Annotated in this window: 23 protein-coding genes; 13 read left to right on the top strand and 10 right to left on the bottom strand. The window is 70.1% G+C overall.

Annotated elements, in window-relative coordinates; all coding sequences use genetic code 11:
* Nucleotides 1-262 precede the first annotated feature (262 nt).
* The 9 genes from JYG37_RS00115 to JYG37_RS00075 all read left to right on the top strand — a co-directional run bounded on the left by JYG37_RS00115 (nt 263) and on the right by JYG37_RS00075 (nt 8,046).
* The gene (locus tag JYG37_RS00115; protein WP_021162585.1) at nt 263-1,450 is read left to right on the top strand and encodes an MFS transporter; all 1,188 of its coding nucleotides are present in this window, start codon (nt 263-265) and stop codon (nt 1,448-1,450) included.
* A gap of 100 nt (nt 1,451-1,550) precedes the next feature.
* On the top strand, nt 1,551-2,102 hold the full coding sequence (locus JYG37_RS00110) for a single-stranded DNA-binding protein (RefSeq protein WP_050014902.1): 552 nt from the start codon (nt 1,551-1,553) through the stop codon (nt 2,100-2,102).
* A gap of 122 nt (nt 2,103-2,224) precedes the next feature.
* Nucleotides 2,225-2,755 carry a G/U mismatch-specific DNA glycosylase gene (mug, locus tag JYG37_RS00105; RefSeq protein ID WP_089488822.1) on the top strand — a complete coding sequence of 177 codons (531 nt, stop codon included), beginning with the start codon at nt 2,225-2,227 and terminating at the stop codon, nt 2,753-2,755.
* Entirely contained in the window at nt 2,742-3,365 is a 624-nt protein-coding gene (locus JYG37_RS00100) for a DNA-3-methyladenine glycosylase (RefSeq protein WP_050014905.1), read from the top strand. The genes mug and JYG37_RS00100 overlap by 14 nt, the downstream gene beginning before the upstream one ends.
* Nucleotides 3,366-3,478: 113 nt before the next feature.
* On the top strand, nt 3,479-4,243 hold the full coding sequence (locus tag JYG37_RS00095; protein WP_050014907.1) for a ParA family protein: 765 nt from the start codon (nt 3,479-3,481) through the stop codon (nt 4,241-4,243).
* Between the two features lie 497 nt (nt 4,244-4,740).
* A complete protein-coding gene (gene phaP / locus JYG37_RS00090) occupies nt 4,741-5,325 on the top strand; it encodes a TIGR01841 family phasin (protein WP_050014908.1) in 585 nt (194 codons plus the stop codon).
* Nucleotides 5,326-5,588: 263 nt separating this feature from the next.
* The gene (locus JYG37_RS00085) at nt 5,589-6,770 is read left to right on the top strand and encodes an acetyl-CoA C-acetyltransferase (RefSeq protein WP_089488936.1); all 1,182 of its coding nucleotides are present in this window, start codon (nt 5,589-5,591) and stop codon (nt 6,768-6,770) included.
* 218 nt (nt 6,771-6,988) lie between these two features.
* Nucleotides 6,989-7,732: an acetoacetyl-CoA reductase gene (gene phbB / locus JYG37_RS00080; protein WP_089488821.1), complete on the top strand. Its 744-nt coding sequence runs from the start codon at nt 6,989-6,991 to the stop codon at nt 7,730-7,732.
* A 107-nt stretch (nt 7,733-7,839) separates the two neighbouring features.
* Complete coding sequence (locus JYG37_RS00075) at nt 7,840-8,046, top strand: hypothetical protein (RefSeq protein ID WP_089488820.1); 207 nt, start codon at nt 7,840-7,842, stop codon at nt 8,044-8,046.
* A gap of 91 nt (nt 8,047-8,137) precedes the next feature.
* Here JYG37_RS00075 and JYG37_RS00070 read toward each other — a convergent pair whose 3' ends face one another.
* The 10 genes from JYG37_RS00070 to JYG37_RS00025 all read right to left on the bottom strand — a co-directional run bounded on the left by JYG37_RS00070 (nt 8,138) and on the right by JYG37_RS00025 (nt 18,495).
* Nucleotides 8,138-8,467 carry a hypothetical protein gene (locus JYG37_RS00070; RefSeq protein ID WP_050016711.1) on the bottom strand — a complete coding sequence of 110 codons (330 nt, stop codon included), beginning with the start codon at nt 8,465-8,467 and terminating at the stop codon, nt 8,138-8,140.
* Entirely contained in the window at nt 8,464-8,967 is a 504-nt protein-coding gene (locus tag JYG37_RS00065; protein ID WP_213345788.1) for a hotdog family protein, read from the bottom strand. Before JYG37_RS00065 ends, JYG37_RS00070 begins: the two co-directional genes overlap by 4 nt.
* Nucleotides 8,964-9,782, bottom strand: a complete 819-nt coding sequence (locus JYG37_RS00060; protein WP_050016708.1) for a beta-ketoacyl synthase chain length factor — start codon at nt 9,780-9,782, stop codon at nt 8,964-8,966. The genes JYG37_RS00065 and JYG37_RS00060 overlap by 4 nt, the downstream gene beginning before the upstream one ends.
* Nucleotides 9,783-9,790: 8 nt before the next feature.
* Entirely contained in the window at nt 9,791-11,014 is a 1,224-nt protein-coding gene (locus JYG37_RS00055) for a beta-ketoacyl-[acyl-carrier-protein] synthase family protein (protein ID WP_124631932.1), read from the bottom strand.
* 63 nt (nt 11,015-11,077) lie between these two features.
* Nucleotides 11,078-11,962: a polysaccharide deacetylase family protein gene (locus JYG37_RS00050; protein WP_213345787.1), complete on the bottom strand. Its 885-nt coding sequence runs from the start codon at nt 11,960-11,962 to the stop codon at nt 11,078-11,080.
* The gene (locus JYG37_RS00045; protein WP_213345786.1) at nt 11,959-14,433 is read right to left on the bottom strand and encodes an MMPL family transporter; all 2,475 of its coding nucleotides are present in this window, start codon (nt 14,431-14,433) and stop codon (nt 11,959-11,961) included. The genes JYG37_RS00050 and JYG37_RS00045 overlap by 4 nt, the downstream gene beginning before the upstream one ends.
* Complete coding sequence (locus JYG37_RS00040; RefSeq protein WP_213345785.1) at nt 14,433-15,077, bottom strand: LolA-related protein; 645 nt, start codon at nt 15,075-15,077, stop codon at nt 14,433-14,435. The genes JYG37_RS00045 and JYG37_RS00040 overlap by 1 nt, the downstream gene beginning before the upstream one ends.
* The gene (locus JYG37_RS00035; protein ID WP_050016697.1) at nt 15,074-16,051 is read right to left on the bottom strand and encodes a lysophospholipid acyltransferase family protein; all 978 of its coding nucleotides are present in this window, start codon (nt 16,049-16,051) and stop codon (nt 15,074-15,076) included. Before JYG37_RS00035 ends, JYG37_RS00040 begins: the two co-directional genes overlap by 4 nt.
* Complete coding sequence (locus tag JYG37_RS00030; RefSeq protein ID WP_213345784.1) at nt 16,048-17,790, bottom strand: acyl-CoA synthetase family protein; 1,743 nt, start codon at nt 17,788-17,790, stop codon at nt 16,048-16,050. Before JYG37_RS00030 ends, JYG37_RS00035 begins: the two co-directional genes overlap by 4 nt.
* A 51-nt stretch (nt 17,791-17,841) precedes the next feature.
* Complete coding sequence (locus tag JYG37_RS00025) at nt 17,842-18,495, bottom strand: COG4648 family protein (protein WP_213345783.1); 654 nt, start codon at nt 18,493-18,495, stop codon at nt 17,842-17,844.
* A gap of 545 nt (nt 18,496-19,040) precedes the next feature.
* On the opposite strand from JYG37_RS00025, the gene JYG37_RS00020 reads away from it, so the two are divergent.
* The 4 genes from JYG37_RS00020 to JYG37_RS00005 all read left to right on the top strand — a co-directional run.
* Complete coding sequence (locus JYG37_RS00020) at nt 19,041-19,325, top strand: phosphopantetheine-binding protein (protein ID WP_124631937.1); 285 nt, start codon at nt 19,041-19,043, stop codon at nt 19,323-19,325.
* A 67-nt stretch (nt 19,326-19,392) separates the two neighbouring features.
* Nucleotides 19,393-20,109, top strand: coding sequence for a 3-oxoacyl-ACP reductase FabG (fabG, locus tag JYG37_RS00015; protein WP_050016689.1), 717 nt, complete (start codon nt 19,393-19,395; stop codon nt 20,107-20,109).
* A gap of 37 nt (nt 20,110-20,146) precedes the next feature.
* Entirely contained in the window at nt 20,147-21,439 is a 1,293-nt protein-coding gene (locus JYG37_RS00010) for a chorismate transformation FkbO/Hyg5 family protein (protein WP_050016687.1), read from the top strand.
* Nucleotides 21,440-21,564: 125 nt separating this feature from the next.
* Nucleotides 21,565-22,323, top strand: a 759-nt coding sequence (locus JYG37_RS00005) for a glycosyltransferase family 2 protein (protein WP_213345781.1), incomplete at its 3' end; no start/stop codon positions are given.

Below are 22,323 nucleotides of genomic sequence, written 5' to 3'. Positions count from 1 at the left end.
AACCTGGCGAAAATGGAGGGAACCAAACCTGCTACTATAACGGCTTTTCGAGACCGTCGTTTACGGCCCCCAGCCTTTACAGCAGGTGGCAGCAAGGCGACACCTGCGCCGGGAAAAGCGGTCGCGCCGCACGTTCCGCGCGGCCCGCAGGCCGCCTGCATCCGGCCCCGACGTGTCGTCCGAAAGGCCGCCAGGCCGCCGGTCCTGATCTTCCGCCGCCCGCCGCCGGGCGGACATTCCGATCATTCGAAATTCATTCCCGATGTCCAATCCGTCTGCCACGTCTTCCCGCATGACTGCGCCCGAACTGCGCGCGACCACGTCGCTCGCGGCGATCTTCGCGTTGCGCATGCTCGGCCTGTTCATGATCATGCCGGTGTTCTCGGTCTACGCGAAAACCATCCCGGGCGGCGACAACGTGCTGCTCGTCGGGATCGCGCTCGGGGCCTACGGCGTCACGCAGTCGCTGTTCTATATCTTCTACGGCTGGGCGTCCGACAAGTTCGGCCGCAAGCCGGTGATCGCCACCGGCCTCGTGATCTTCGCGCTCGGCAGCTTCGTCGCCGCGTTCGCGCACGACATCACGTGGATCATCGTCGGCCGCGTGATCCAGGGGATGGGCGCCGTGTCGTCGGCGGTGCTCGCGTTCATCGCCGACCTGACCTCCGAGCAGAACCGCACGAAGGCGATGGCGATGGTCGGCGGCTCGATCGGCGTGTCGTTCGCGGTCGCGATCGTCGGCGCGCCGATCGTGTTCCACTGGGTCGGGATGAGCGGGCTGTTCGCGATCGTCGGCGTGCTGTCGATCCTCGCGATCGGCGTCGTGCTGTGGATCGTGCCCGACGCGGCGAAGCCCGTGCACGTGCCCGCGCCGTTCGCCGAGGTGCTGCACAACGTCGAGCTGCTGCGCCTGAACTTCGGCGTGCTGGTGCTGCATGCGACGCAGACGGCGCTGTTCCTCGTCGTGCCGCGCCTCCTGGTGGACGGCGGGCTGCCGGTCGCCGCGCACTGGAAGGTCTACCTGCCGGTGATGGGGCTCGCGTTCGTGATGATGGTGCCGGCGATCATCGTCGCGGAAAAACGGGGCAAGATGAAGCCGGTGCTGCTCGGCGGCATTCTGGCTATCCTGATCGGCCAATTGTTGCTCGGCAGCGCACCGCATACCATTCTGATTGTGGCGGCGATCCTGTTCGTGTACTTCCTCGGGTTCAACATCCTGGAAGCGTCGCAGCCGTCGCTCGTGTCGAAGCTCGCGCCGGGTTCGCGCAAGGGCGCGGCCACGGGTGTCTACAACACCACGCAGTCGATCGGGCTCGCGCTCGGCGGCATCGTGGGCGGCTGGCTGCTGAAGCACGGCGGCGCGAACACGGTGTTTTATACGTGCTCGGGGCTCGTTGCCGCGTGGCTTATAATCGCGGCCAGCATGAAAGCGCCGCCGCGCAAGGCCTGAATCTTGTTTCGGGCAGGCATCGGCCGCGCGCCGGCCTGTCCGGCGGGCCGTTCCGGCGATACGCGCGGGCGGCCCGGCATCGAATTTACTGGAGAAACACATGGCATCCGTCAACAAGGTCATCCTCGTCGGCAATCTCGGCGCCGATCCTGAAGTCCGTTACCTGCCGAGCGGCGACGCGGTTGCGAACATCCGTCTCGCGACGACCGACCGCTACAAGGACAAGGCAAGCGGCGATTTCAAGGAAATGACCGAGTGGCATCGCGTCGCGTTCTTCGGCCGTCTGGCGGAGATCGTCAGCGAATACCTGAAGAAGGGGTCGTCGGTCTATATCGAAGGCCGCATCCGTACGCGCAAGTGGCAGGGCCAGGACGGCCAGGACCGTTACTCGACCGAAATCGTCGCCGAACAGATGCAGATGCTCGGCGGCCGCGGCGGTTCGGGCGGCGGCGGTGGCAGCGGTGACGAAGGCGGTTATGGCGGCGGCTACGGTGGTGGTGGCGGCGGTCGCGGCGAGCAGGCAGAGCGTGGTGGCGGCGGTGGCCGTGCCGGCGGCGCAGCGCGCGGTGGTGCGGGTGGCGGCGGCCAGAGCCGTCCGAGCGCGCCGGCAGGCGGCGGCTTCGACGAGATGGACGACGATATTCCGTTCTGATCGCCGGTCGCACCCTCGCATCACGATGGGCCCGAACGTCCGAGTCAAGCCAGTCGCTTGGCCCGGGTTTTCGGGCCTTGCTTCGTTTACGTCGTGCCTGCACGCCGCTCTCCGGATCAAACGTGGCTGACGCACTCGCCGACCTCATCGCACCCCATCTCGACGTCCTGTTCTGCGGGATCAATCCCGGCCTGCTCGCGGCCGCGACCGGCCATCACTTCGCGGGGCGAAACAACCGCTTCCGGCGCGTGATCCATCTCGCGGGCTTCACGCCGACGGAACTTTCGCCGCAGGACGATCGCGCGATACTCGGTTACGGCTGCGGGCTGACGGCCGTGGTGTCGCGGCCGACCGCGAGCGCCGATCAACTGTCGCGCGCGGAATTCGCGGCCGCGGGCGCCGGGTTCGAGCAGAAGGTCGCGCAGCATGCGCCGCGCTTCGTCGCGTTTCTCGGCAAGGCCGCGTATTCGGCGCTGTCGGGGCAACGCGAGGTCGCGTGGGGATTGCAGCCGGCCCGCATCGGGCATGCACGCGTGTGGGTGCTGCCGAACCCCAGCGGCAGAAACCTCGCATTCGGGCTCGACGATCTGGTCGACGCGTATCGCGAGCTTCATCTCGCGGCGATGACGGAGCGGCACGATGCGACGCGGTAAGCCGCCGGCGCCATGGCCGGGCGCCATCGTCCCGCGCGCATTCTTCAACCGCATGGCCACCGAGGTGGCGCCGCAATTGCTCAACAAGATCCTCGCGTCCGCGGACGGCCGGGCCGGCCGCATCGTCGAAGTGGAAGCGTATGCGGGCGCGCTCGATCCGGCCGCGCACACCTATCGCGGCAAGACGCCGCGCAACGCGACGATGTTCGGGCCGCCCGGGCACTTCTACGTGTATTTCACGTACGGGATGCACTGGTGCTGCAACTGCGTGTGCGGCCCGGACGGTGCGGGAACGGGCGTGCTGATCCGTGCGCTGGAGCCGCTGCACGGGCTCGACCAGATGCGGGCGGCGCGGCCGCCGCGCACGCGCGATCGCGACCTGTGCCGCGGGCCGGCCCGGCTGACGCAGGCGATGGGGATCGGCGGCGCGCAGGATGGCGTCGACCTGGTCGGCGCGCGCGACGGGTTCGCGATCGTCGACGACGGGATGGCGCCGCCCGCCGATCTGGCGGGCGGGCCGCGCATCGGCATTCGCGTCGGCCAGGATCTGCCGTGGCGGTGGAGCGTGCCCGGCAACCGGTACGTGTCGGGCGCCGTGCCGCGCGTCTGACACATCGCGCGTCCAAGTCGCGTACTCGTCGCGTCCAATTCGACCTGCGTCACGCGGTCGCCATTATTGATCGGCTAAGCTGGCCGTTTCGACGTTTCGATCGAGGAGGCACCATGCGGCGGGTCGTATTCAACCAGAAGGGCGGCGTGGGCAAGTCGACGATCGTCTGCAACCTCGCGGCGATCAGCGCGAGCGAAGGGTTGCGCACGCTCGTCATCGATCTCGATGCGCAGGCGAACTCGACGCGCTACCTGCTCGGCGACGCCGCGGACGATGCGCAACCGGGCGTCGCCGGCTTCTTCGAAACCGCGCTGACCTTCAACTTCCGTCCGGTCGACGTCGCGTCGTTCATTCACGCGACCCCGTTCGACGGGCTCGACGTGATGCCCGCGCATCCGGATCTCGACACGCTGCACGGCAAGCTCGAATCGCGCTACAAGATCTACAAGCTGCGCGACGCGCTGAACGAACTCGACATGTACGACGCCGTGTACATCGACACGCCGCCCGCGCTGAATTTCTATACGCGCTCGGCGCTGATCGCGGTCGAGCGCTGCCTGATCCCGTTCGACTGCGACGATTTCTCGCGCCGCGCGCTGTACACGCTGCTCGAGAACGTGAAGGAAATCCAGCAGGACCACAACGCGGCGCTCGAGGTAGAAGGGATCGTCATCAACCAGTTCCAGCCGCGCGCGAGCCTGCCGCAACGGCTGGTCGACGAGCTCGTCGACGAAGGGCTGCCGGTGCTCGCGTCGCGGTTGTCCGCCTCGGTGAAGATCCGCGAATCGCATCAGCAGTCGACGCCGGTGATCCATCTCGAGCCGGCGCACAAGCTCGCGCAGGAGTTCCGCGCGCTGCATCGCGAACTGGCCGGCTGATCCCGCGCGCGACCGCATCGACCGAGGCCGCTTCGAGCGGCCTTTTTTGTCGCGACCGGCCATTCATCCGATTATTGATTTCGTCATTAATAATCAAGAAAACGATTTCACAACAAATCGAGAAAAAATATTACATAAATGATTGCTCCATTTTCAATGGGTGCCGGTTTTCTAATAAGCGGAATAATGAATTGGCAAATATTGCGCCACGTCATGATGCGCTATGCTGCAAAAAGGTAAAAACGCATGGCGGGCCGCTGAGGGTGGCGTCTTGTCTGAGATTTCGCCGCGCCTGCGGCTTCGGCTGCTGGTCAAAAGGGTAATAAGGGTTTATACCTAGTATTAATGCCATTTAATTGACAATTAATCGATCTAGAATGACTTCCTTCCACTGCCCGTGCTCAAACAGGTGCGGGCTGTCAATAAGGAAGCAGCGGTCGATCAAGCTTCCGTTTTTCTTTACGTCGTCTCTCGCATTGCCAACAGGAGCGTGCCCGATGTCCGTATTTGCCCCCGAAAAACTCGCCGCCGATTATCAATCCGGTATCGCCGCGTGGTTTGCGATCGCCCGTCCGGCGATCCACGGTTTCGAGGCTGTCGTCGAACTCAACCTGCAAGCGGCCCGGACGGCGCTCGAGGAATACGAGGACAAGCTGAAGAACGCGTTCAGCAGCAACAACCCGGCCGCGGGCTTCGTGCAGCAGGTCGCGGTGCCGCAGGACGCGGCCGGCAAGGTCGTGTCGTACGGCCGCCATCTGTTCGACATCGCGGTGTCGACGCAGTCCGAATGGGCGAAGGTCGCGCAGGCGCAGTACGAACAGAACGACAAACGCCTGAAGGACGTGCTCGGCGAACTGTCGAAGCACGCGCCGGCCGGCTCGGCTCCGGTGGTGGCCGCGCTGAATTCGGCGCTGTCCGCGGCGAGCGCCGCGGCCGACTCCGTGCGCGCAGCGACGGGGCAGGCGATCGAGGCGGCGCAGAGCGGCTTCGATGCGGTCAGCGAAACGGCCACGCGCGGCGCGAAGCAGACGGCGGCGGCCGCCCGCAAGGACGCGGCGGCTGCGCGCGACGCGGCTGCGTAACCGCGTGAGTGCGTGTCGCGTGCGAGCGCGACAAGATTGATCGGCACCGGATGGCGCCGGCCGCCGCGTGTGCCACGCGCGGTCCGGCAAACATCCGGTTCGCCGCCAGACGCCCGTGCACGGTTGCCCGTGCGGCGGTGTGCCGTGCCGCCGGTGCGGACGGAAGCTGCCCGCCAATACGGCGGCGGGCGGCGCCATCGCCATGTGCGACCGTCTCGTGCCGGCGTTGCCACGACGAACTGATTTCGATGCAGGAACTGAACATGACGGATGTAGTGATCGTATCGGCCGCGCGGACCGCGGTCGGCAAATTCGGCGGCTCGCTCGCGAAGATTGCGGCGCCGGAACTGGGCGCGACGGTGATCCGCGCGGTGCTGGAGCGTGCGGGCGTGAAGCCCGACCAGGTCAGCGAAGTGATCATGGGCCAGGTGCTGACGGCCGGCTCCGGGCAGAACCCGGCGCGGCAGTCGGTGATCAAGGCGGGGCTGCCGAGCGCGGTGCCGGGCATGACGATCAACAAGGTGTGCGGTTCGGGCCTGAAGGCCGTGATGCTGGCGGCGAACGCGATCGTCGCGGGCGACGCGGAGATCGTGATCGCGGGCGGCCAGGAGAACATGAGCGCGGCGCCGCACGTGCTGCCGGGCTCGCGCGACGGCTTCCGGATGGGCGATGCGAAGCTGGTCGACACGATGATCGTCGACGGGCTGTGGGACGTGTACAACCAGTACCACATGGGCATCACGGCGGAGAACGTCGCGAAGGAATACGGGATCACGCGCGAAGAGCAGGACGCGTTCGCGGCGCTGTCGCAGAACAAGGCGGAAGCCGCACAGAAGGCGGGCCGTTTCAACGACGAGATCGTGCCGGTGTCGATTCCGCAACGCAAGGGCGAGCCGCTGCAGTTCGCGACCGACGAGTTCGTGCGTCACGGCGTGACGGCGGAGTCGCTGGCCGGGCTGAAGCCGGCGTTCGCGAAGGACGGCTCGGTGACGGCGGCGAACGCGTCGGGGCTGAACGACGGTGCGGCGGCGGTGCTGGTGATGTCGGCGCAGAAGGCGGCGGCGCTGGGCCTGACGCCGCTGGCGCGGATCAAGGCGTATGCGAACGCGGGCGTGGATCCGAGCGTGATGGGCATGGGGCCGGTGCCGGCGTCGCGCCGGGCGCTGGAGCGCGCGGGCTGGACGCCGGGCGACCTGGACCTGATGGAGATCAACGAAGCGTTCGCGGCGCAGGCGCTGGCGGTGCACAAGCAGATGGGCTGGGACACGTCGAAGGTGAACGTGAACGGCGGGGCGATCGCGATCGGCCACCCGATCGGCGCGTCGGGCTGCCGGATCCTGGTGACGCTGCTGCACGAGATGGTCAAGCGCGACGCGAAGCGCGGGCTGGCGTCGCTGTGCATCGGCGGCGGCATGGGCGTCGCGCTTGCGGTCGAGCGCGTCTGAGCAGCGGCTGACGATACGGTCCGCTCGCGGCGCGAATCGGCGTCGCGGGCGAGCCAGGCGGTTTTCGCGCAACACAGGCAGTCAACAACACGCGCGAGGTACCGGTGCGTGCCGCGCCCGCGACGCGGGCGGACGCGCATCGAAGCGGTGGGGCAGCAGCGTGTGCGAGGCCGCCGCCCCGCCTTTCATCGATTACTTTTTTGTCGGTAATTCATAGTATGACTAAGCGAATCGCAGTTGTGACAGGTGGGATGGGCGGCCTCGGCGAGGCGGTCAGCATCCGGTTGAACGACGCGGGTCACCGGGTAGTCGTCACGTATTCGCCGAACAACGCCGGCTCGGACCGCTGGCTGACCGAGATGCATGCGGCCGGCCGGGCATTCCATGCGTACCCGGTGGACGTGGCCGATCACGACTCGTGCCAGCAATGCATCGAGAAGATCATGCAGGACGTCGGCCCGGTCGACATTCTCGTGAACAACGCGGGCATCACGCGCGACATGACGCTGCGCAAGCTCGACAAGGTCAACTGGGACGCGGTGATCCGCACGAACCTCGATTCCGTGTTCAACATGACGAAGCCGGTCTGCGACGGCATGGTCGAGCGCGGCTGGGGCCGCATCGTCAACATCTCGTCGGTGAACGGCTCGAAGGGCTCGGTCGGCCAGACCAACTACGCGGCCGCGAAAGCCGGCATGCACGGCTTCACGAAATCGCTCGCGCTCGAGGTCGCGCGCAAGGGCGTGACGGTGAACACGGTGTCGCCGGGCTACCTGGCGACGAAGATGGTCACTGCGATCCCGCAGGACATCCTTGACACGAAGATCCTCCCGCAGATCCCGGCGGGCCGGCTCGGCAAGCCCGAGGAAGTTGCGGCGCTGGTCGCTTACCTGTGCTCGGAGGAGGCCGGCTTCGTGACGGGCTCCAACATCGCGATCAACGGCGGTCAGCACATGCAGTGACGTGCGGCGGCCCGCACGGCGTTCGCGTCCGTGCGGGCCGCGTTCCCCCTATCCCGCGCCGGAGCGGCGGCAGGCGCGCCGCTTCGGCCTCGCATTCCGGAGAACGCATGGGCGACACCTGGATCGGACTGGTGATCGGCGGCTCGGCGCTGGCCATCGCACTGACGATGGCGATCTCGCTCTACTGGCTCGAGCGGCGCCGCGCGCGGCTGCTGCGGAACTTCGATCATCGCGATTGCCGGTTCGTCGCGTACGGCAAGTGTTTCGCGCGCAGGCCGGAAAGGTCGCTGTGCCGCATGCGCCGGGCGCGCTGACGGCAAAGCCGGTCGCGTCGCAAGCGGTGAACGATCGGCGAGCGGTTACGCCCCGAGCGCATGCAGTCGGCAATGCGCGCGGGATGCGCGATCAGTCGTTCCTTTCGCCCTTTCCAGCCGACTCGCCCGCGTCGTTCTTGTGGAAGATTCGCTTCGTCGTGCGCTTGGTGGCTTCCCAGCCTTCGCGCGACGCATGCGCGACGCCGTGCCCGACCGCCTTCGCGGCGCTTGCGGTCGCGTGGCCGAAGCTGCGTGCGGCCTCGCCGGTCTTGTGCGCGGCTTCCTTCGAATCGCGCTTGATGTCCTGCTTCACTTCCGACATGTCCGCGTGTGCGAGCGGGCTGAGCAGCGCCAGAACGAGCGCTGCGCCAATGAACTGACGAACTTTCACGACCGGTTTCCTTGAGGTAAGCCTCGTCATCGAGGATTCGTGTTGCCGGCAGGCGCCGGTTGAAGCGCGCCGGCGGCCGATGCGTCGAGCATCACCGCCGCGCGGCCGGACAGCAGCACGCGCTCGCCGCAGCGCAGCGCGAAGCCGTACAGCACCGAGCGGCCGTCGCCGCTGACGCGTTGCGCGTCGACGGTGAGCGGCGCTTCGAACATGTCGAGCCGGTCGACGAACGCGTCGACGTTGCGCACGCTCGCGAGATAGCCGACGCGCGGACGCGCTTCGTGCGCGCCGAGCAGCACGCCGTGCACGGCCATCGCCTGCGCCGCATATTCGATGCCGCAAACCGACGCGAGCCGCCCGTGCGCGCGCAGCGGGTTGTGCGGATCGCGGTGGCTCGTCGCGGTGCAGCGGATTCGTTCGGCATCCCATGCATCGACCGAATCGAGCACGCACATCGCGCCGGCATGCGGAATGTGCGCGGCAATCCACGCATGGCCGAGCGGCGGGGGCAATCCGACCGGTGCGGTCATCGCGCGCGCTCCGCACAGGATTCGGAGATCGCGACGTCGACTTGCACGCGCGTATCGTCCAGGTAGTCGAGCACGACGCGCGTCGAGCACCGCGCGGCGAGCGCATCGAGCAGCGGCAGCACGCGGGCGGCCGGATTGCCGGCCCGCAGCGCGTCGAGTCCGGCATGCGCGAGCGTCGTCGCGGGCGCATCGGTGAGCTGCACGTCGATGCGGGCGAGCGCGCGTTCGCTCGCTTCCGGCGCGAACACGAGCGCGACGCCGAATGCGTCGCCGATCGGCCGCACCGTGCGCAGCGGTTCCGGATAATCGGTGTCGTACGCGATCAGCAGGCTCGGCACGCGATCGACGACGACCTGGCACAGGCTGTCGAGCAGGCCGGCGGCAAAGCTGCCGTCGTGCGCGCACAGCACGTTCGACGTCGCCGTCGCGCGGGTCGCGATGCTCCAGTAGCCGGCCGGCGCGTTGTGCACCGAATTGTGGAAGCGGGTCGGCGACAGCTGGCGATCGTCGCCGGCCAGCGTTTCGCAGATCGCGTGGCAGTTCTGGCCGTCGCCGCCGGACGCGCTGAACACGGTCGCGAGCGTCGCGGCGTCGCGGCCGCTCGCGGCCACCGCTTCGTGGCCGACCGCGAGCGCGGTGCGCACGACCGGGCCCGTGCGGCGCCGTTCGGCGGACGGCAGCCCGGCCGGCGGCGGCAGCTCGGTGCGGGCAGGCACGTAGGGCGCGCGGCCCGCGAGCACGTCGGCCGCGTGCGGCCAGTCGTTCAATCCCGGCCCGACGAGGCCGATGCTTTCGATGAAGGCGGTGAGCGTCATGGCAGGCCTCAACGGCGAGCGCGACCGGCCGCATGCTGGGTGCGACCGAAGATCAGGCTGCAATTCGTGCCGCCGAAGCCGAACGAATTGGAGAGGACGGCGCGCACGCGCGTGTCGCGGCTCGCGAGCACGTAATCGGCTGCGAGCGCCGGGTCGGGCTGCGTCGTGTTGACGCCGGCCGGCACGAACTGCTCGCGCAGCGCGAGCGCCGCGACGATCGCCTCCAGCGCGCCGGCCGCGCCGAGCGTGTGGCCGGTCGCGCCCTTCGTCGAACTGCAGGGCGTGCGGGCGAACAGCGCGCCGAGCGCGCGGCTTTCCGCCGCATCGTTGCTCGGCGTCGCGGTGCCGTGCAGGTTCACGTAGTCGATGTCGTGCGCGCCGAGGCTGGCGGAAGCGAGCGCCTGCTCGATCGCCGCGCGCGCGCCGAGCCCTTCAGGATGCGGCGACGACATGTGGTGCGCGTCGCTCGATTCGCCGATGCCGAGCAGCAGGATCGCGTCGCCGTCGAGCGCGGCGGGCGCGGCAGGGACGCGTTCGACGAGCGCGAACGCGGCGGCTTCGCCGATCGAGATGCCGTCGCGCGCGACGTCGAACGGCCGGCACGGCTGGCGCGACAGCAGTTCGAGCGAGTTGAAGCCGTACAGCGTGGTCAGGCACAGCGAATCGACGCCGCCGACGACGGCCGCGTCGATCAGCCCGGCCTCGATCATGCGGCGCGCGGAGCCGAACACCTTCGCACCCGACGAGCACGCAGACGAGATCGCCATCGCCGGTCCGCGCAGCGCGAAATATGCGCGCACGAACGCGGCCGGCGAATACGGGTTGTGCGTGTGCGCGTAGCGGAAATCGGCCGGCAGCGCGCCGCCCGCCGGGTCGCGGCGCTGATACGCGCGTTCGGTTTCGAGGATGCCGGCCGTGCTCGTGCCGACGAACACGCCGACGCGTGCGGCGCCGTAGCGTGCGACCGCCGCCGCGACGCGCGCGTCGAAGCCGTCCTGCGTCAGGCCGAGTTGCGCGAGGCGGTTGTTGCGGCATTCGAAGTCGGCGAGATCGGCGCGCACGGGCTGCTCATCGACGCCGTCCACCGCGCCGATCCACGTGTCGAGATCCGCACGCTCGAAATTGCACGGCACGAGCCCGCCGCGGGCGTCGCGCAACGCATCGAGGGTCGCGTCGAGGCCGCGGCCGATGCAGCTGGTGGCGGTGAAGTGCGAGAGCAGGAGAGGGTTCACGAGGGTCGCATCCGGTGGCTGGAACGGGCGCTGCAGCAGGGCTGGCACGCGCGCCGTTCGAGGTCAGATTTTATCAAACGGGGGTGCCGGGACGCCCGGCTGGCCGGGTGGTTCGGGCGCCAGCGCCGCGCGCAGCGTGGTCCAGTGCAGCTGCGCGTCGGCGGCTGCGCGCAGCACCGCGGGCAGCACGTCGAGCACGACCGGTTCGCCGCGCGCATCGCGCGCCGCGTGACCATCGTGCACGAGCAGGATGTCGCGTGCGTCGAGCCCGTGCAGCAGGCGGCGCGTGACGATCGACGCGTCGTGCGCCCGCGTGTCGAAGCCGCGCCGCGTCCAGCTCGCCAGTTGCAGGCCGAATTCGCACAGCACCGGTTCGAGAAACGGATTGCGCAGGCCGGCCGGCGCGCGGAAGAACAGCGGGCGCGTGCCGGCGAGGTCGGTCAGCGTCTGCTGCGCGGCCGCGATCTCGCGGCGCAGCGCGGCCGGCCCCGACAGCGAGAACGTATGGCGGTGCCGCTGGCTGTGGTTCTCGACCGCATGGCCGCGCGCGACGATCGCCTCGATCCAGTGAGGATGGCGGCGCGCGAGATCGCCGATGCAGAAGAACGTCGCACGCGCGTCGTAACGGTCGAGCAGGTCGAGCACGCGCGGCGTGACGTCCGGATCCGGGCCGTCGTCGATCGTCAGCGCGATGCGGCGGCCCGCGCCGGCCGGCAGGCGTGTCCAGTTCGGGCCGAGCAGCGTGCTGCGCGGCCACAGGCCGGCCGCGGTCAGCGCGAGATGCGACGCGACCACGCCGCCGACGGCCCACGGCCACGTGGCCGGTTGCGCGATCGCGGCCGCGGCCGCGCCCGCGTGCAATGCGGCGGCGCCGGCGATCAGCGGCGTGGGTTTCCAGCGCCGTGCGTCGCCGACATCGCGCGGCGGAATGAGCGGTGGCACGTTCATGCGCGGCCTCCTCGTTCACGATTGCCGAGCGCCGCCGTGCCCGCTGCGCGCGGCGCGAGAATCGCCGCGAACGCGAGCGCGAGCATCGCGCCGGGGCCGACGGTCAGCCCGAAGGTTTCGAGCAGCGGCACGCGCGACAGCGCGAGCAGCCCGAAGCCGGCGACCGTCGCGAGGTTCGCGATCAGGAGCGACACGAGCGTGTACGGCGTGACGGGCTGCGCGTCGTCGCGCCGGCAGAAGAACAGCGCGTAATTCGAGCCGACCGCGACGATCAGCAGCATCCCGACGAGGTGCAGGATCGTCAGTGGCACGCCGGCGAGCGCGAAGCCGGCCGTCACGACCAGCACGGCCGCGACGAGCGGGGCGAGTGCGCGGGCGGCGCGGCGCGGCGAGCGCAGCGCGATCAGCAGCAGCATGGCGATCGCGGCGAATCCTGCGAGCGACAGCCGGATGTCCTCGTGCACGTAGCTCACGTACAGGCGATCGGCTTCGGCCTTCATGTCGACGAATAGCGCATCGGGCACGCCCGCGCGCGCGACGGCGGCGCGAATCGGCGCGGCGTCGAGGCTCGATGTGGGCTGCTTCGCGCGCGTAGCGTCCGGCGCCCGCAGCGGCAGCATCGCGTTCCAGCGACCGTCGCGCTCGGTCAGCAGGGCATCGACGGCGAGCGCCATCGACGTGCCGCGCAGGTCCGCGCGCGTGAGCAGCGGCGCGTGGCGCGCGGCATCGACGTCGGCGAGGAACGGCGCGAACAGGTCGGGCTTTACCGCGATCGGCTGGTGCGCGACGGCCGAGCGCATCCGTGCGGCGAGCGCGTCCGCATCGGGCAGGCTCGCCTGGCGCGCGCGCTGCGCGACATCGCTCGGCAGGTAGCGTGCGGGGTTTTCGAAACCGCCGAGCGCGCCCCGGTCGACGAGCGGCTGCAACTGCGCGGCGACTTTTTCCGCACCTTCGAGCGCGGCCTGTTCGGTCGGCGCGGCGATCACGACGAGGTAGCGCACGTCGGGTGCGCCGACATCGGCGCGCAGCCGCGCGTCGAGCGCCTGCGCCGGCGCGGGCACCGGGCTGAGCGCGGCGAGCTCGCGGCTCCACAGGCCGTCGCGATGCAGCGCGAGCGTCGCGCACGCGGCGACCACGAGCACCGCGAGCGGCCAGCGCAGCCGCGGCGCGGCGCCGGCCGCGCGCGCGAGCACGGCGCCGACGCGCGAGACGTCGCGGATCGCGACACGCTCGCCGCGCAGGTGCGGCAGTACGAAGCGCGTGACGAGCGCGGCGGCCGTCAGCCCGACGATCGAATAGAGCCCGAGTTGCACGAGGCCCGGGAAGCCGGAGAACAGCATCGACGCGAAGCCGCACACGGACGTCAGCATGCCGAGCCGGATCGTCGGCCAGTACGCGGCGACCCATGCGCGCGTCGCGTCGGCCGGGCGCGCGGCGCCGCGCGTGCCGGCCCGCGCCGATTGCACGAACAGGTAGATCGAATAGTCGACGGCTTCGCCGAGCAGCGTCGTCCCGAACCCGAGCGTCAGCCCGTGGACGGTGCCGAACGCGACGCCGACCGCCGCGATCCCGGCCGCGACGCCGGTCAGCACCGGCAGCAGGCCGAGCGCGAGCGTGCGCGGCGAACGGTACAGCGTGAGCAGCAGCGCGACGATCAGCACGATGCTCGCCGCCGACAACCGTTCGACGTCGTGCCGGATCGTGTCGCGCGTGTCGACCGAGAACACGCCGGGGCCCGTCATCGCGAGCGTCGCGGCGTGCGCGTTCGGCACGGCCTGCGTCGCGGCCGCGAACGCGCGGCGCACGGCGTCGATCGCGCGGGCCTGCGCGTCGGTATCGGAGCCGGCGGCGGCCGTCTGCACGACCAGCACCGCGCGTGTGCCGTCGCGCGACGCCCACACGCCGTCGCGGCTCGCCGGTTCGGCCGCGCTGTCGAGCCCGTCGACGAGCGCGGCGACTTCGCCGGTCGGGTCGCGCGGCAGCATCGCTTTCGCGACGAGGCCGGCCGACGAACCCAGCAGATCGAGGCTGTCGCCGAGCGCCTGGTGCAGGCCGTCGGCGCTGAAGCGCTGCGGCGTGACGGCCGGGCTCAGCAGATAGCGATGGCCGAAGATGAATTGCCGGTCGCGCGCGTCGTTCGCGGCTTCGCCGTTGTGCACGGCCGCGAACTGCGGATCGGTGCGCAGCGTGCCGGCCACGCGCCGCGACAGCGCGGCGCGCGTGCGCGCGTCGCCGCCGTCGATCGCGACGAGGATCAGGCGCGACACGATGCCGTCGCGCAACTGGTCGACGAGCACGCGTTGCCCGGCGCTCGGCGCATTCGGCAGGAACGCGGACAGGTCGGCCGTGAAGTGCGTGCGCCCGATCGCGATGCCGCACGCGACGAGCGCGAGCAGCCATACGAGCACCGCGCGCTGCCGCCATGCGGGCACGCGGCGGGCGATGGGGGACGGGCGCGTACGATCGTCCATCAGTTCGCGTCCGCCGCGACGGGTTGCAGGCGCATCACCGAACGATCGCCGTCGGCCTGCCGGATCGCGACGCTGCGCAACACGTCGCGCGTGCCGTCGAGCGTGATCGTGCTGACGACCTTCAGCATCCGCGAATCGAGCGGCGTGAGCGTCAGCGTCCAGTCGTCGCCGCGTCCGGACAGCGCGACCTTGTACACCTGTTCGAGCGCCAAGCGGTTGCCGGCCAGCGTCGCGCGGATGCTGTCGATGAACGCGCCGAGTTCCGGATAGCGCGCGAGCGCAAGCGTGTACTTGCGGTTGTTGCGTTCGACGGTGAGCATGTCGCCGTCGACGACGAGGTGTTCGGGCGTCGGGCTCAGCGTGTGCTTTTCCAGATGGTCGGGTGCGACGAACATCAGTTCACCCGACGATTCGATCGGCTGCGCGGCGATCGACAGGGTCTTCGTCTCGGTGAAGGTCGCGCGGCCCGACTTGTGCTGCGCGAGCGTCGACATCAGCCGGTCGAGGGTCCACGCCGAGCCGGCATCGACTGCGTGTGCGGGCATGGCCAGCACGATCGCGGTGGCCGTGGCGGCGAGCACGCGCGCCACGCGGACGATGCGGTGCGACGAGAACGGGAACGGGCGGCGGCGAACGGCGGTCATGCGTCGGAATCCCTCGTGGCGGGCAGGTCGGCGCCGGCGTGCACCGTCTCGCGGCGCGCAGCCGCGGCATCGCCGCCCTTCCAGAAATCGAAATAGTTGAACCAGTTGTACGGCGCCGCGCGGCAGTACTTGTCGAGCAGCGCGACGTAGCGCGCGAGCGCCGCATCGACCGCCGCCGTGCGCGTATCGCGCCGCACGTCGGAGAAATCGGCGAGCGTTTCGAAGTGCACATCGTAGCGGTTGCCGTCGCGATAGAGGCCCGTCATGAAGATCACCGGGCGCTTCAGCATCGCGGCCATGTAAAGCGGCCCGAGCGGAAACGCGGCCGGTGCGCCGAGCAGCGTCACGCGCCGCAGCGACGCGGCCGCGTCGTCGAGCAGCGTGCGATCGGCGAGCATGCCGACCATGCAGTTCGCGTCGAGGCGCTCGCGCACCTTCAGCATCGAGTCGACCTGCCCGAGCGGAATCACCTCCGGCTGCGCGGCCGGATTCACCGCCGCGAGCGTCGCATTGATCTTGCGCGCGTTCTGCTCGTACATCGTGACGGCCACGCGCAGGTCCGGACGCGTGCGGCCGATCGCGCGCACGACCTCGAAGCTGCCGAGGTGCGCGCCCATCAGGAACGCGCCGCGCCCATCCGCGAGCGCGGCGTCGACGAGCGTTTCGCCGTGCAGCCGGATGTCGAACAGGTCGAAGCGCCCGTTCATCAGGTAGACGCGATCGTGAATCGTCGCCGCGAACGTGAACACGTGCCGATACACGTCGCGCCAGCGCGCGGGGCGGCCGAGCACGCGGCGCAGGTAGTCGCGCGACGCCGCGCACGCGGCCGGCGAGAACAGCACGAAATACGTCGCGATCAGGTGCAGCACGATGCGCGCACGCTGTCGGCCGAAGCGCAGCGAGATCCACGTCATCGCGCGCAGCAGGCTCGCATTGCTGCGCTCCTGGCGCTCGGCCCATGCGGTGCGCTTCATCGCTGCGCGCCGTCCTGCGCGGCCGACGGTGCGGACAGCACGCCGGTCGCGACCTCGCGCGACCCGGCGCGCACCGTGAAGCGGATCGCGCCGCTGGCCGCGGCGTCGTACGCGAGCGCGAGCGGTTCGCCGGGCGCGACCGGGCTCAGGAATTTCGCGGACCCGAGCCGCCACGTGTGCAGCGGACGGTTCAGCGCCGCACCGATCGTATGGATCGCGTGATCGAGCAGCACGACGCCCGGCACGACCGGATGGCCGGGGAAGTGGCCGGGCAGCGCGGGATGGTCGGCGGCGATCGTGAACGCGAGCGCGGGTGGGCCGGCCGGGTCGTGCTCGTTCGGCGGCGCGGTGGTCGTGCGTGCATGCTGCGCGACGAGCGCGGCCAGCACGTCGCGCGGCAGCTTGCCCGTTTCGTTGCGCGGCAGCGCATCGACGAACACGAGCGGGCGCGGCATGAACGCGGGATCGATCCGCTCGCGCAGCGCGCGCTGCAGATCGGCGGGCGCGAGCGTCGGCGCGACGACGAGCGCGACGAGCCGCGTGACCGGTTCGAGCGCCGCGTCCCCGTGCACCGGCGCCGCTTCGTCGGGCATGAAGAACACGCCGTCGACCACTTGCGGGATCGCGTTGAGCTGATGGTTCAGGTACGCGAGCGACGTGCGCTTGCCGGCGATGTTGACGAGATCGGCCTTGCGGCCGTGCAGCAGGAACCGGCCGTCGCCGAGCAGTTCGAGCGCATCGCCCATCGGCACCGGCGCCTCGACGTGGCCGCCCGATACCCACACGGTCGGCCCGCTGTCGTCGCCGCCCGGTGCGTCGCGTGCGTCGAGCCGGATATCCGGGAACAGTTCCCACGCCGCGCCTTGCGACGTGCGACGGGTCGCGATCTGGCCGGTCTCGGTGCTGCCGTAGATCTCGACGAGCGGCGCGCCGAGCGCGGCCTCGGCCTCGCACGCGAGCTTTTCCGACAGCGGCGCGGTGGCCGACAGCACGAGCGCCGCGCGCGGCAGCGCATGGCCGGCCGACAGCAGCGCACGCAGGTGGATCGGCGACGTGACGAGCACGCGCGGCTGCGGGATCGCGTCGAGTTCGTCGCGAATGTCGCTCGGGTAGAACGGCTGGCGGTTGCTGAGCGCGAAGCCGCCGAGCAGCGCGAGCAGCACCGTCGACTCGAAGCCGTACATGTGCTGCGCGGGCACCGTGCCGATCAGCGTGGCCGCGCGGCCGTCGAGCAGGCCGAGGCGATCGGCCGCCGCGCGCACGCAGCCGACCAGGAAGCCCCAGGTCTTGCGGTGCGGCACCGGCTCGCCGGTCGAGCCGGACGTGAACACATAGGCCATGATCCGCGCCCCATCGATCTGCGGGACGGCGAACGGCGCGTCGCTCGCCGGTTCGCCGGGCGCGGCATCGGGATACGCGAAGCGCGGCAGGTCGATCGTGCAATCGGGCGTGTCGTGCAGGCAGAACGCGTCGGGTGCGAACGACGCGAGCTGGCGAACCATTTCCGGCGTGTGCGTCGACGGCAGCAGGCTGATCCTGCCGGCGACGAGCGCCGCGCACAGGCTGACCGCGAAGCGATAGCGGTCGCGGCACACGTTGAACACGTGGCCGCCGGCGGGCAGCGCGGCGGCCACGCGCGCGACGTCGGCGACGAACGCGCGCACGGTGACGGGCGCGCCGTCGCGCCAGGCGATCGTCTGGTCCGGCGAGGAATGGAATACCAGCGGGTGAGTCGGCATAAATCGGTCAAGACGGAAACGAAGGCCGGCGCGGCCGCGCCGGTCATGAATTCATCGCGAGCCCTGCGATGCGTGGGTCGACGCGCGATACGTGCGCACCGCGTCGACCATCCGCGGCCGCGGCTCGTGCGGCAGCGCGAAACGCCGGCACGCATGCTCGGCCGCGAACATCACGGCGACGAGCGGCAGCGACAGATAGTTCGCGAAGGTCGACCACGTGACGATCGACGCGGTCGCGAACAGCAGTGTCGACACGGCGGCGATCGCGACGAAGAACAGCGTCCACGCGAGCGTGATCCGCCGCGTGTAGCGCGCGACGGCCGGCGTGACCGTGCCGTGGATCATCGCCGCGAAGCGCGTGCACAGCGGCACCTCGCCGGCCACGAGGGTGCGGCCGAACAGCAGCGCCATCGCGACGTTGAAGCTCGCGTGCTCCAGATACAGGCCCCATTCGAAGTGCCGCGCGAGCGGCGCGCGCGCGGCCCACAGCGCGGCGGCAACCAGCAGCCAGGCCGGCACGAACCACGCGCGCCGTGGCGAGCGCAGCGCCGCGCCCAGCGCGAGCAGCAGCGGCGGCACGAGCGCCATCGCGAGACCGAAGCCGTGCGCGCCGGGTGTCGTGCTCGCGTAGTGCGCGCCGGCCTGGTAGGCGGCCACGGCGCCGACTGCGGCGACACCGCGCACGACGGCCAGCAGCCGGCTCATCGGCGGCCTCCGGGCGCGCGGCGCGCGCGGCGGTCGGCGGCCGGGCTGCAGCGGCTGACGGGCGGGCGAACCGGAACGGCGCGCAAGGGCGGATGCGGCATGACTGGAAACATCGGGCGGATCGTGGACGGACGCGGGGCGGGCCGTCAAACATCATATGAATGGTGGCCGGGACGCGGGTCCGGGCCGCTGGTCGGGCACGCTCATTTTAGGGCCGCTGCCGCGCGGGTTCGGGGCGGCGGCGACCGGGTTTTGTAACGGATTGTATGGCACCGGACGAACGATTTCGCGGGGTCGGTCCATTTCCATCCAAAGCGGCTCAAGCGTCTCGTGCGTTCGCGCCCGAAACGGGCCGCGGCGATGGCTCGCCAGTCTTGTAACCATTCGCGGTATACGACCCGATACCCTTCCTCTAGAATCCGCGTAACTTTTACAAACGATCCCCAACGACGCAGGCGGGGAAGCCGGCAGACGCCGGAGGGACGGAGATTTCGCACGCGCCGGGCGTGCCCGACGGTTGCCGTTTCCGTGCACCTCCCGCTGCCATGGGCCGCCTGCACGCACCCATGATGAACGCACTGGAACAAGAGCTCGCCACGCTGATCATCGGCGAATTGAATCTCGACGACGTCCCGCTCGACACAGTGACGGCCGACATGCCGCTGTATGGCGAAGGTTTCGGGCTCGACTCCATCGACATCCTGGAAATCGCGCTGCTGATTTCGAAGAAATACGGCTTCGAACTGCGCTCGGACAATCCGGACAACCAAAAGATCTTTGCGACGCTCGGTGCGCTGGCGGCCTACGTCGCCGCGCGTCGCACGAAGTGACGACGGCGCTCGACGGACGACGCGGCCGCGTCGATCGAGGTGACAACGCGATGAACGGAGCCATTCGATGCGGGCGCTCGTGACGGGCGGCAGCGGCGCACTCGGGCAGGCAATCTGCACGGCGCTCGCGCAGGCCGGCCATGAAGTGTGGGTGCAGGCGAACCGCCATCTCGCGCAGGCGGAGGCCGTCGCGCAGCAGATCGTCGCGGCCGGCGGCGCCGCGCACGCGATCGCGTTCGACGTGACCGATGCCGATGCGACGCTCGCCGCGCTGCAGCCGTTCATCGACGATGCGCCGGTGCAGATCCTCGTCAACAACGCGGGCATTCACGACGACGCGCCGATGGCCGGCATGTCGCGCCGGCAATGGCACAGCGTGATCGACGTGACGCTCAACGGCTTTTTCAACGTCACGCAGCCGCTGCTGCTGCCGATGATCCGTACGCGGCGCGGCCGAATCGTCAACATCGCGTCGGTGGCCGGCGTGACCGGCAATCGCGGGCAGGCCAACTACGCGGCCGCGAAGGCGGGGCTGATCGGCGCGACGAAGTCGCTGTCGCTGGAGCTCGCGTCGCGCGGCATTACCGTGAACGCGGTGGCGCCCGGCATCATCGCGTCGCCGATGGCCGAGCACGCGTTTCCCGCCGAACGCATCAAGCAGCTCGTGCCCGCGCAGCGCGCGGGCCGGCCCGACGAAGTCGCGGCGATGGTCGCGTACCTGGTGTCCGACGCCGCGGCCTATGTGACGGGGCAGGTGTTGTCGGTCAACGGCGGGCTCGCGTGACGAAGCGCGCCGCGTTGGCCTGACGTAACGCAACGCGGTGCAGTGCCGCGTGGTCGCGCGGCCTGCGCCGCATAGTGAGGAAATCGAAGTGTCCGTGCATCCAGCCCACGCCGAACGGCGCCCAAGCTCGCCGTTGCCCGCCGCCCCGGCGTTCGCGCACGTCGGCGGCCGCGCACTGCGGCTCGTCCAGATGAGCGATGCGCGGCTCGTCGCGCTGCTGCACGACGCGCGCAGCCGGGGCGACGGACTCGATCGCGTGTTTCCCGGCGCGCTGGGTGCGGTGTGCATCGGCGCACCGGGCGCGCAGCACGCGTCGCGCGCGCAGGCGCTGGTGCGGATGCTGACCGATGCCGCGCCCGACCTGCCGGTCGCACCGGTGCAGATGACGCTGCTCGGTGCCGAAGCCGCACCGGGCGATGCCGTCTGCGAACTGTGGCAATGCGATGCGCACGACCTGCGCAGCGAACGGCGCGGTGCGCTGCACTACCGCTACAGCGAAACGGCGGGGCTCGTGTTCGGCAGCCTCGTCGTGCACGAGACGGACGCGGCGTACGACGCGCCGCACGACGGCGGCACGCCGCTCGAACGCGCGACATTCGACGCGTACCGCGCGCTGTTCGACCTGCTCGATACGCTCGGCACGCCGCATCCGCTGCGGATCTGGAACACCGTGCCGGCGATCAACGCGGTGCAGCGCGGGATCGAGCGCTATCGTCAGTTCAATATCGGTCGTCAGCGTGCGTTCGATGCGTGCCGACGCGCGCTCACGGGCAGCGTGCCGGCCGCGTGCGCGCTCGGTTCGGTCATGCCGGTCGCGGGCGAAGCATCGCCGGCCGCGCCGCTCGCGATTCATTTCCTCGCGAGCCGCACGCCGGCCGATTCCATCGAGAATCCGCGTCAGGTCAGCGCGTATCACTATCCGGCGCAGTACGGCCCGCGTGCGCCGACGTTCGCGCGCGCGGCCGCGTGGGCCGCCGACCATGCGGCGCCGGTGCTGTTCGTCTCGGGCACCGCGAGCATCGTCGGGCACCGTACCGTGCATCGCGGCGACGTCGTCGCGCAGACGCGCGAGACGGTCGCGAATCTCGCGGCCGTGCTCGAGCAGGCCGCGCGGCAGGGGCACGGCCCGTTCTCGCTCGCCGACCTGAACTATCGCGTCTACGTGCGCGACGCCGGCGATACCGCGGCGCTGGCCGCGATCGATCGCGTGCTGCGCGACACGGCCGGTCCTCACGTTCGGCCGCTGTTCGTGCATGCGGACGTGTGTCGCGACGACCTGCTGGTCGAAATCGAGGCCAGCGCCGGTCATGCGATGGAGTGGCTGTCATGAAGCGCGAACGCCTCGCGATCGGGCAGCCGGCCGGGCCTGCGGCCGGCGTCGACGACGCGTGCCGGCGTTCGTCGGCAAGTCATACACTTTTGTCAGGCTCCCCGTCTTCCCCATCGGCTGTTCCCATGTCCAAGCTGCACGCGTCGTCCACCCATCTCGTCCTGATTCCGAGCTACAACCCGGGCGCCAAGGTCGACACGACCGTGCGCAATGCCCGCGCGCAATGGAATCCGGTGTGGGTCGTCGTCGACGGCAGCACCGACGGCAGCGCCGAACGGCTGCAGGCGATGGCCGGGCGCGATCCCGGCCTGCGCGTGATCGTGCTGCCGGAGAATCGCGGCAAGGGCGCCGCGGTGCTCGCGGGGCTCGACGCGGCGGCCGCGAGCGGCTTCACGCACGTGCTGACGATGGATTCCGACGGCCAGCATCCGGCCGACCTGATTCCCGCGTTCATGGCGGCGTCGCAGGCCGCTCCCGACGCGATGGTGCTCGGCGTGCCGAAGTTCGACGCCAGCGCGCCGCAGTTGCGCGTGCAGGGGCGCCGGCTGTCGAACGCGTGGGCCGACCTCGAGACGCTGTGGGCCGGGATCGGCGATTCGCTGTACGGCTTCCGCGTGTATCCGGTCGCGCCGCTGGCGGCGATCATGCGGCGCCAGCCGTGGATGCGCGGCTTCGACTTCGATCCCGAAGCGGCCGTGCGGCTGTGCTGGGCCGGCGTGCGCCCGATCCGCATCGACGCGCCGGTGCGCTATTTCGGCCGCCACGAAGGCGGCGTGTCGCATTTTCACTACGGCCGTGACAACGCGCTGCTTGCGTGGATGCACCTGCGCCTGTTCGCCGGCTTCGCGATGCGGCTGCCGATGCTGGTCGCGCGCCGCCTGACG

The sequence above is a fragment of the Burkholderia sp. LAS2 genome, assembly GCF_018417615.1.
In the GTDB taxonomy this organism is placed as follows: Bacteria; Pseudomonadota; Gammaproteobacteria; order Burkholderiales; family Burkholderiaceae; genus Burkholderia; species Burkholderia sola.
Note: the sequence above shows the minus strand (reverse complement) of the source record. Positions and strands in the feature narration are given on the sequence as shown.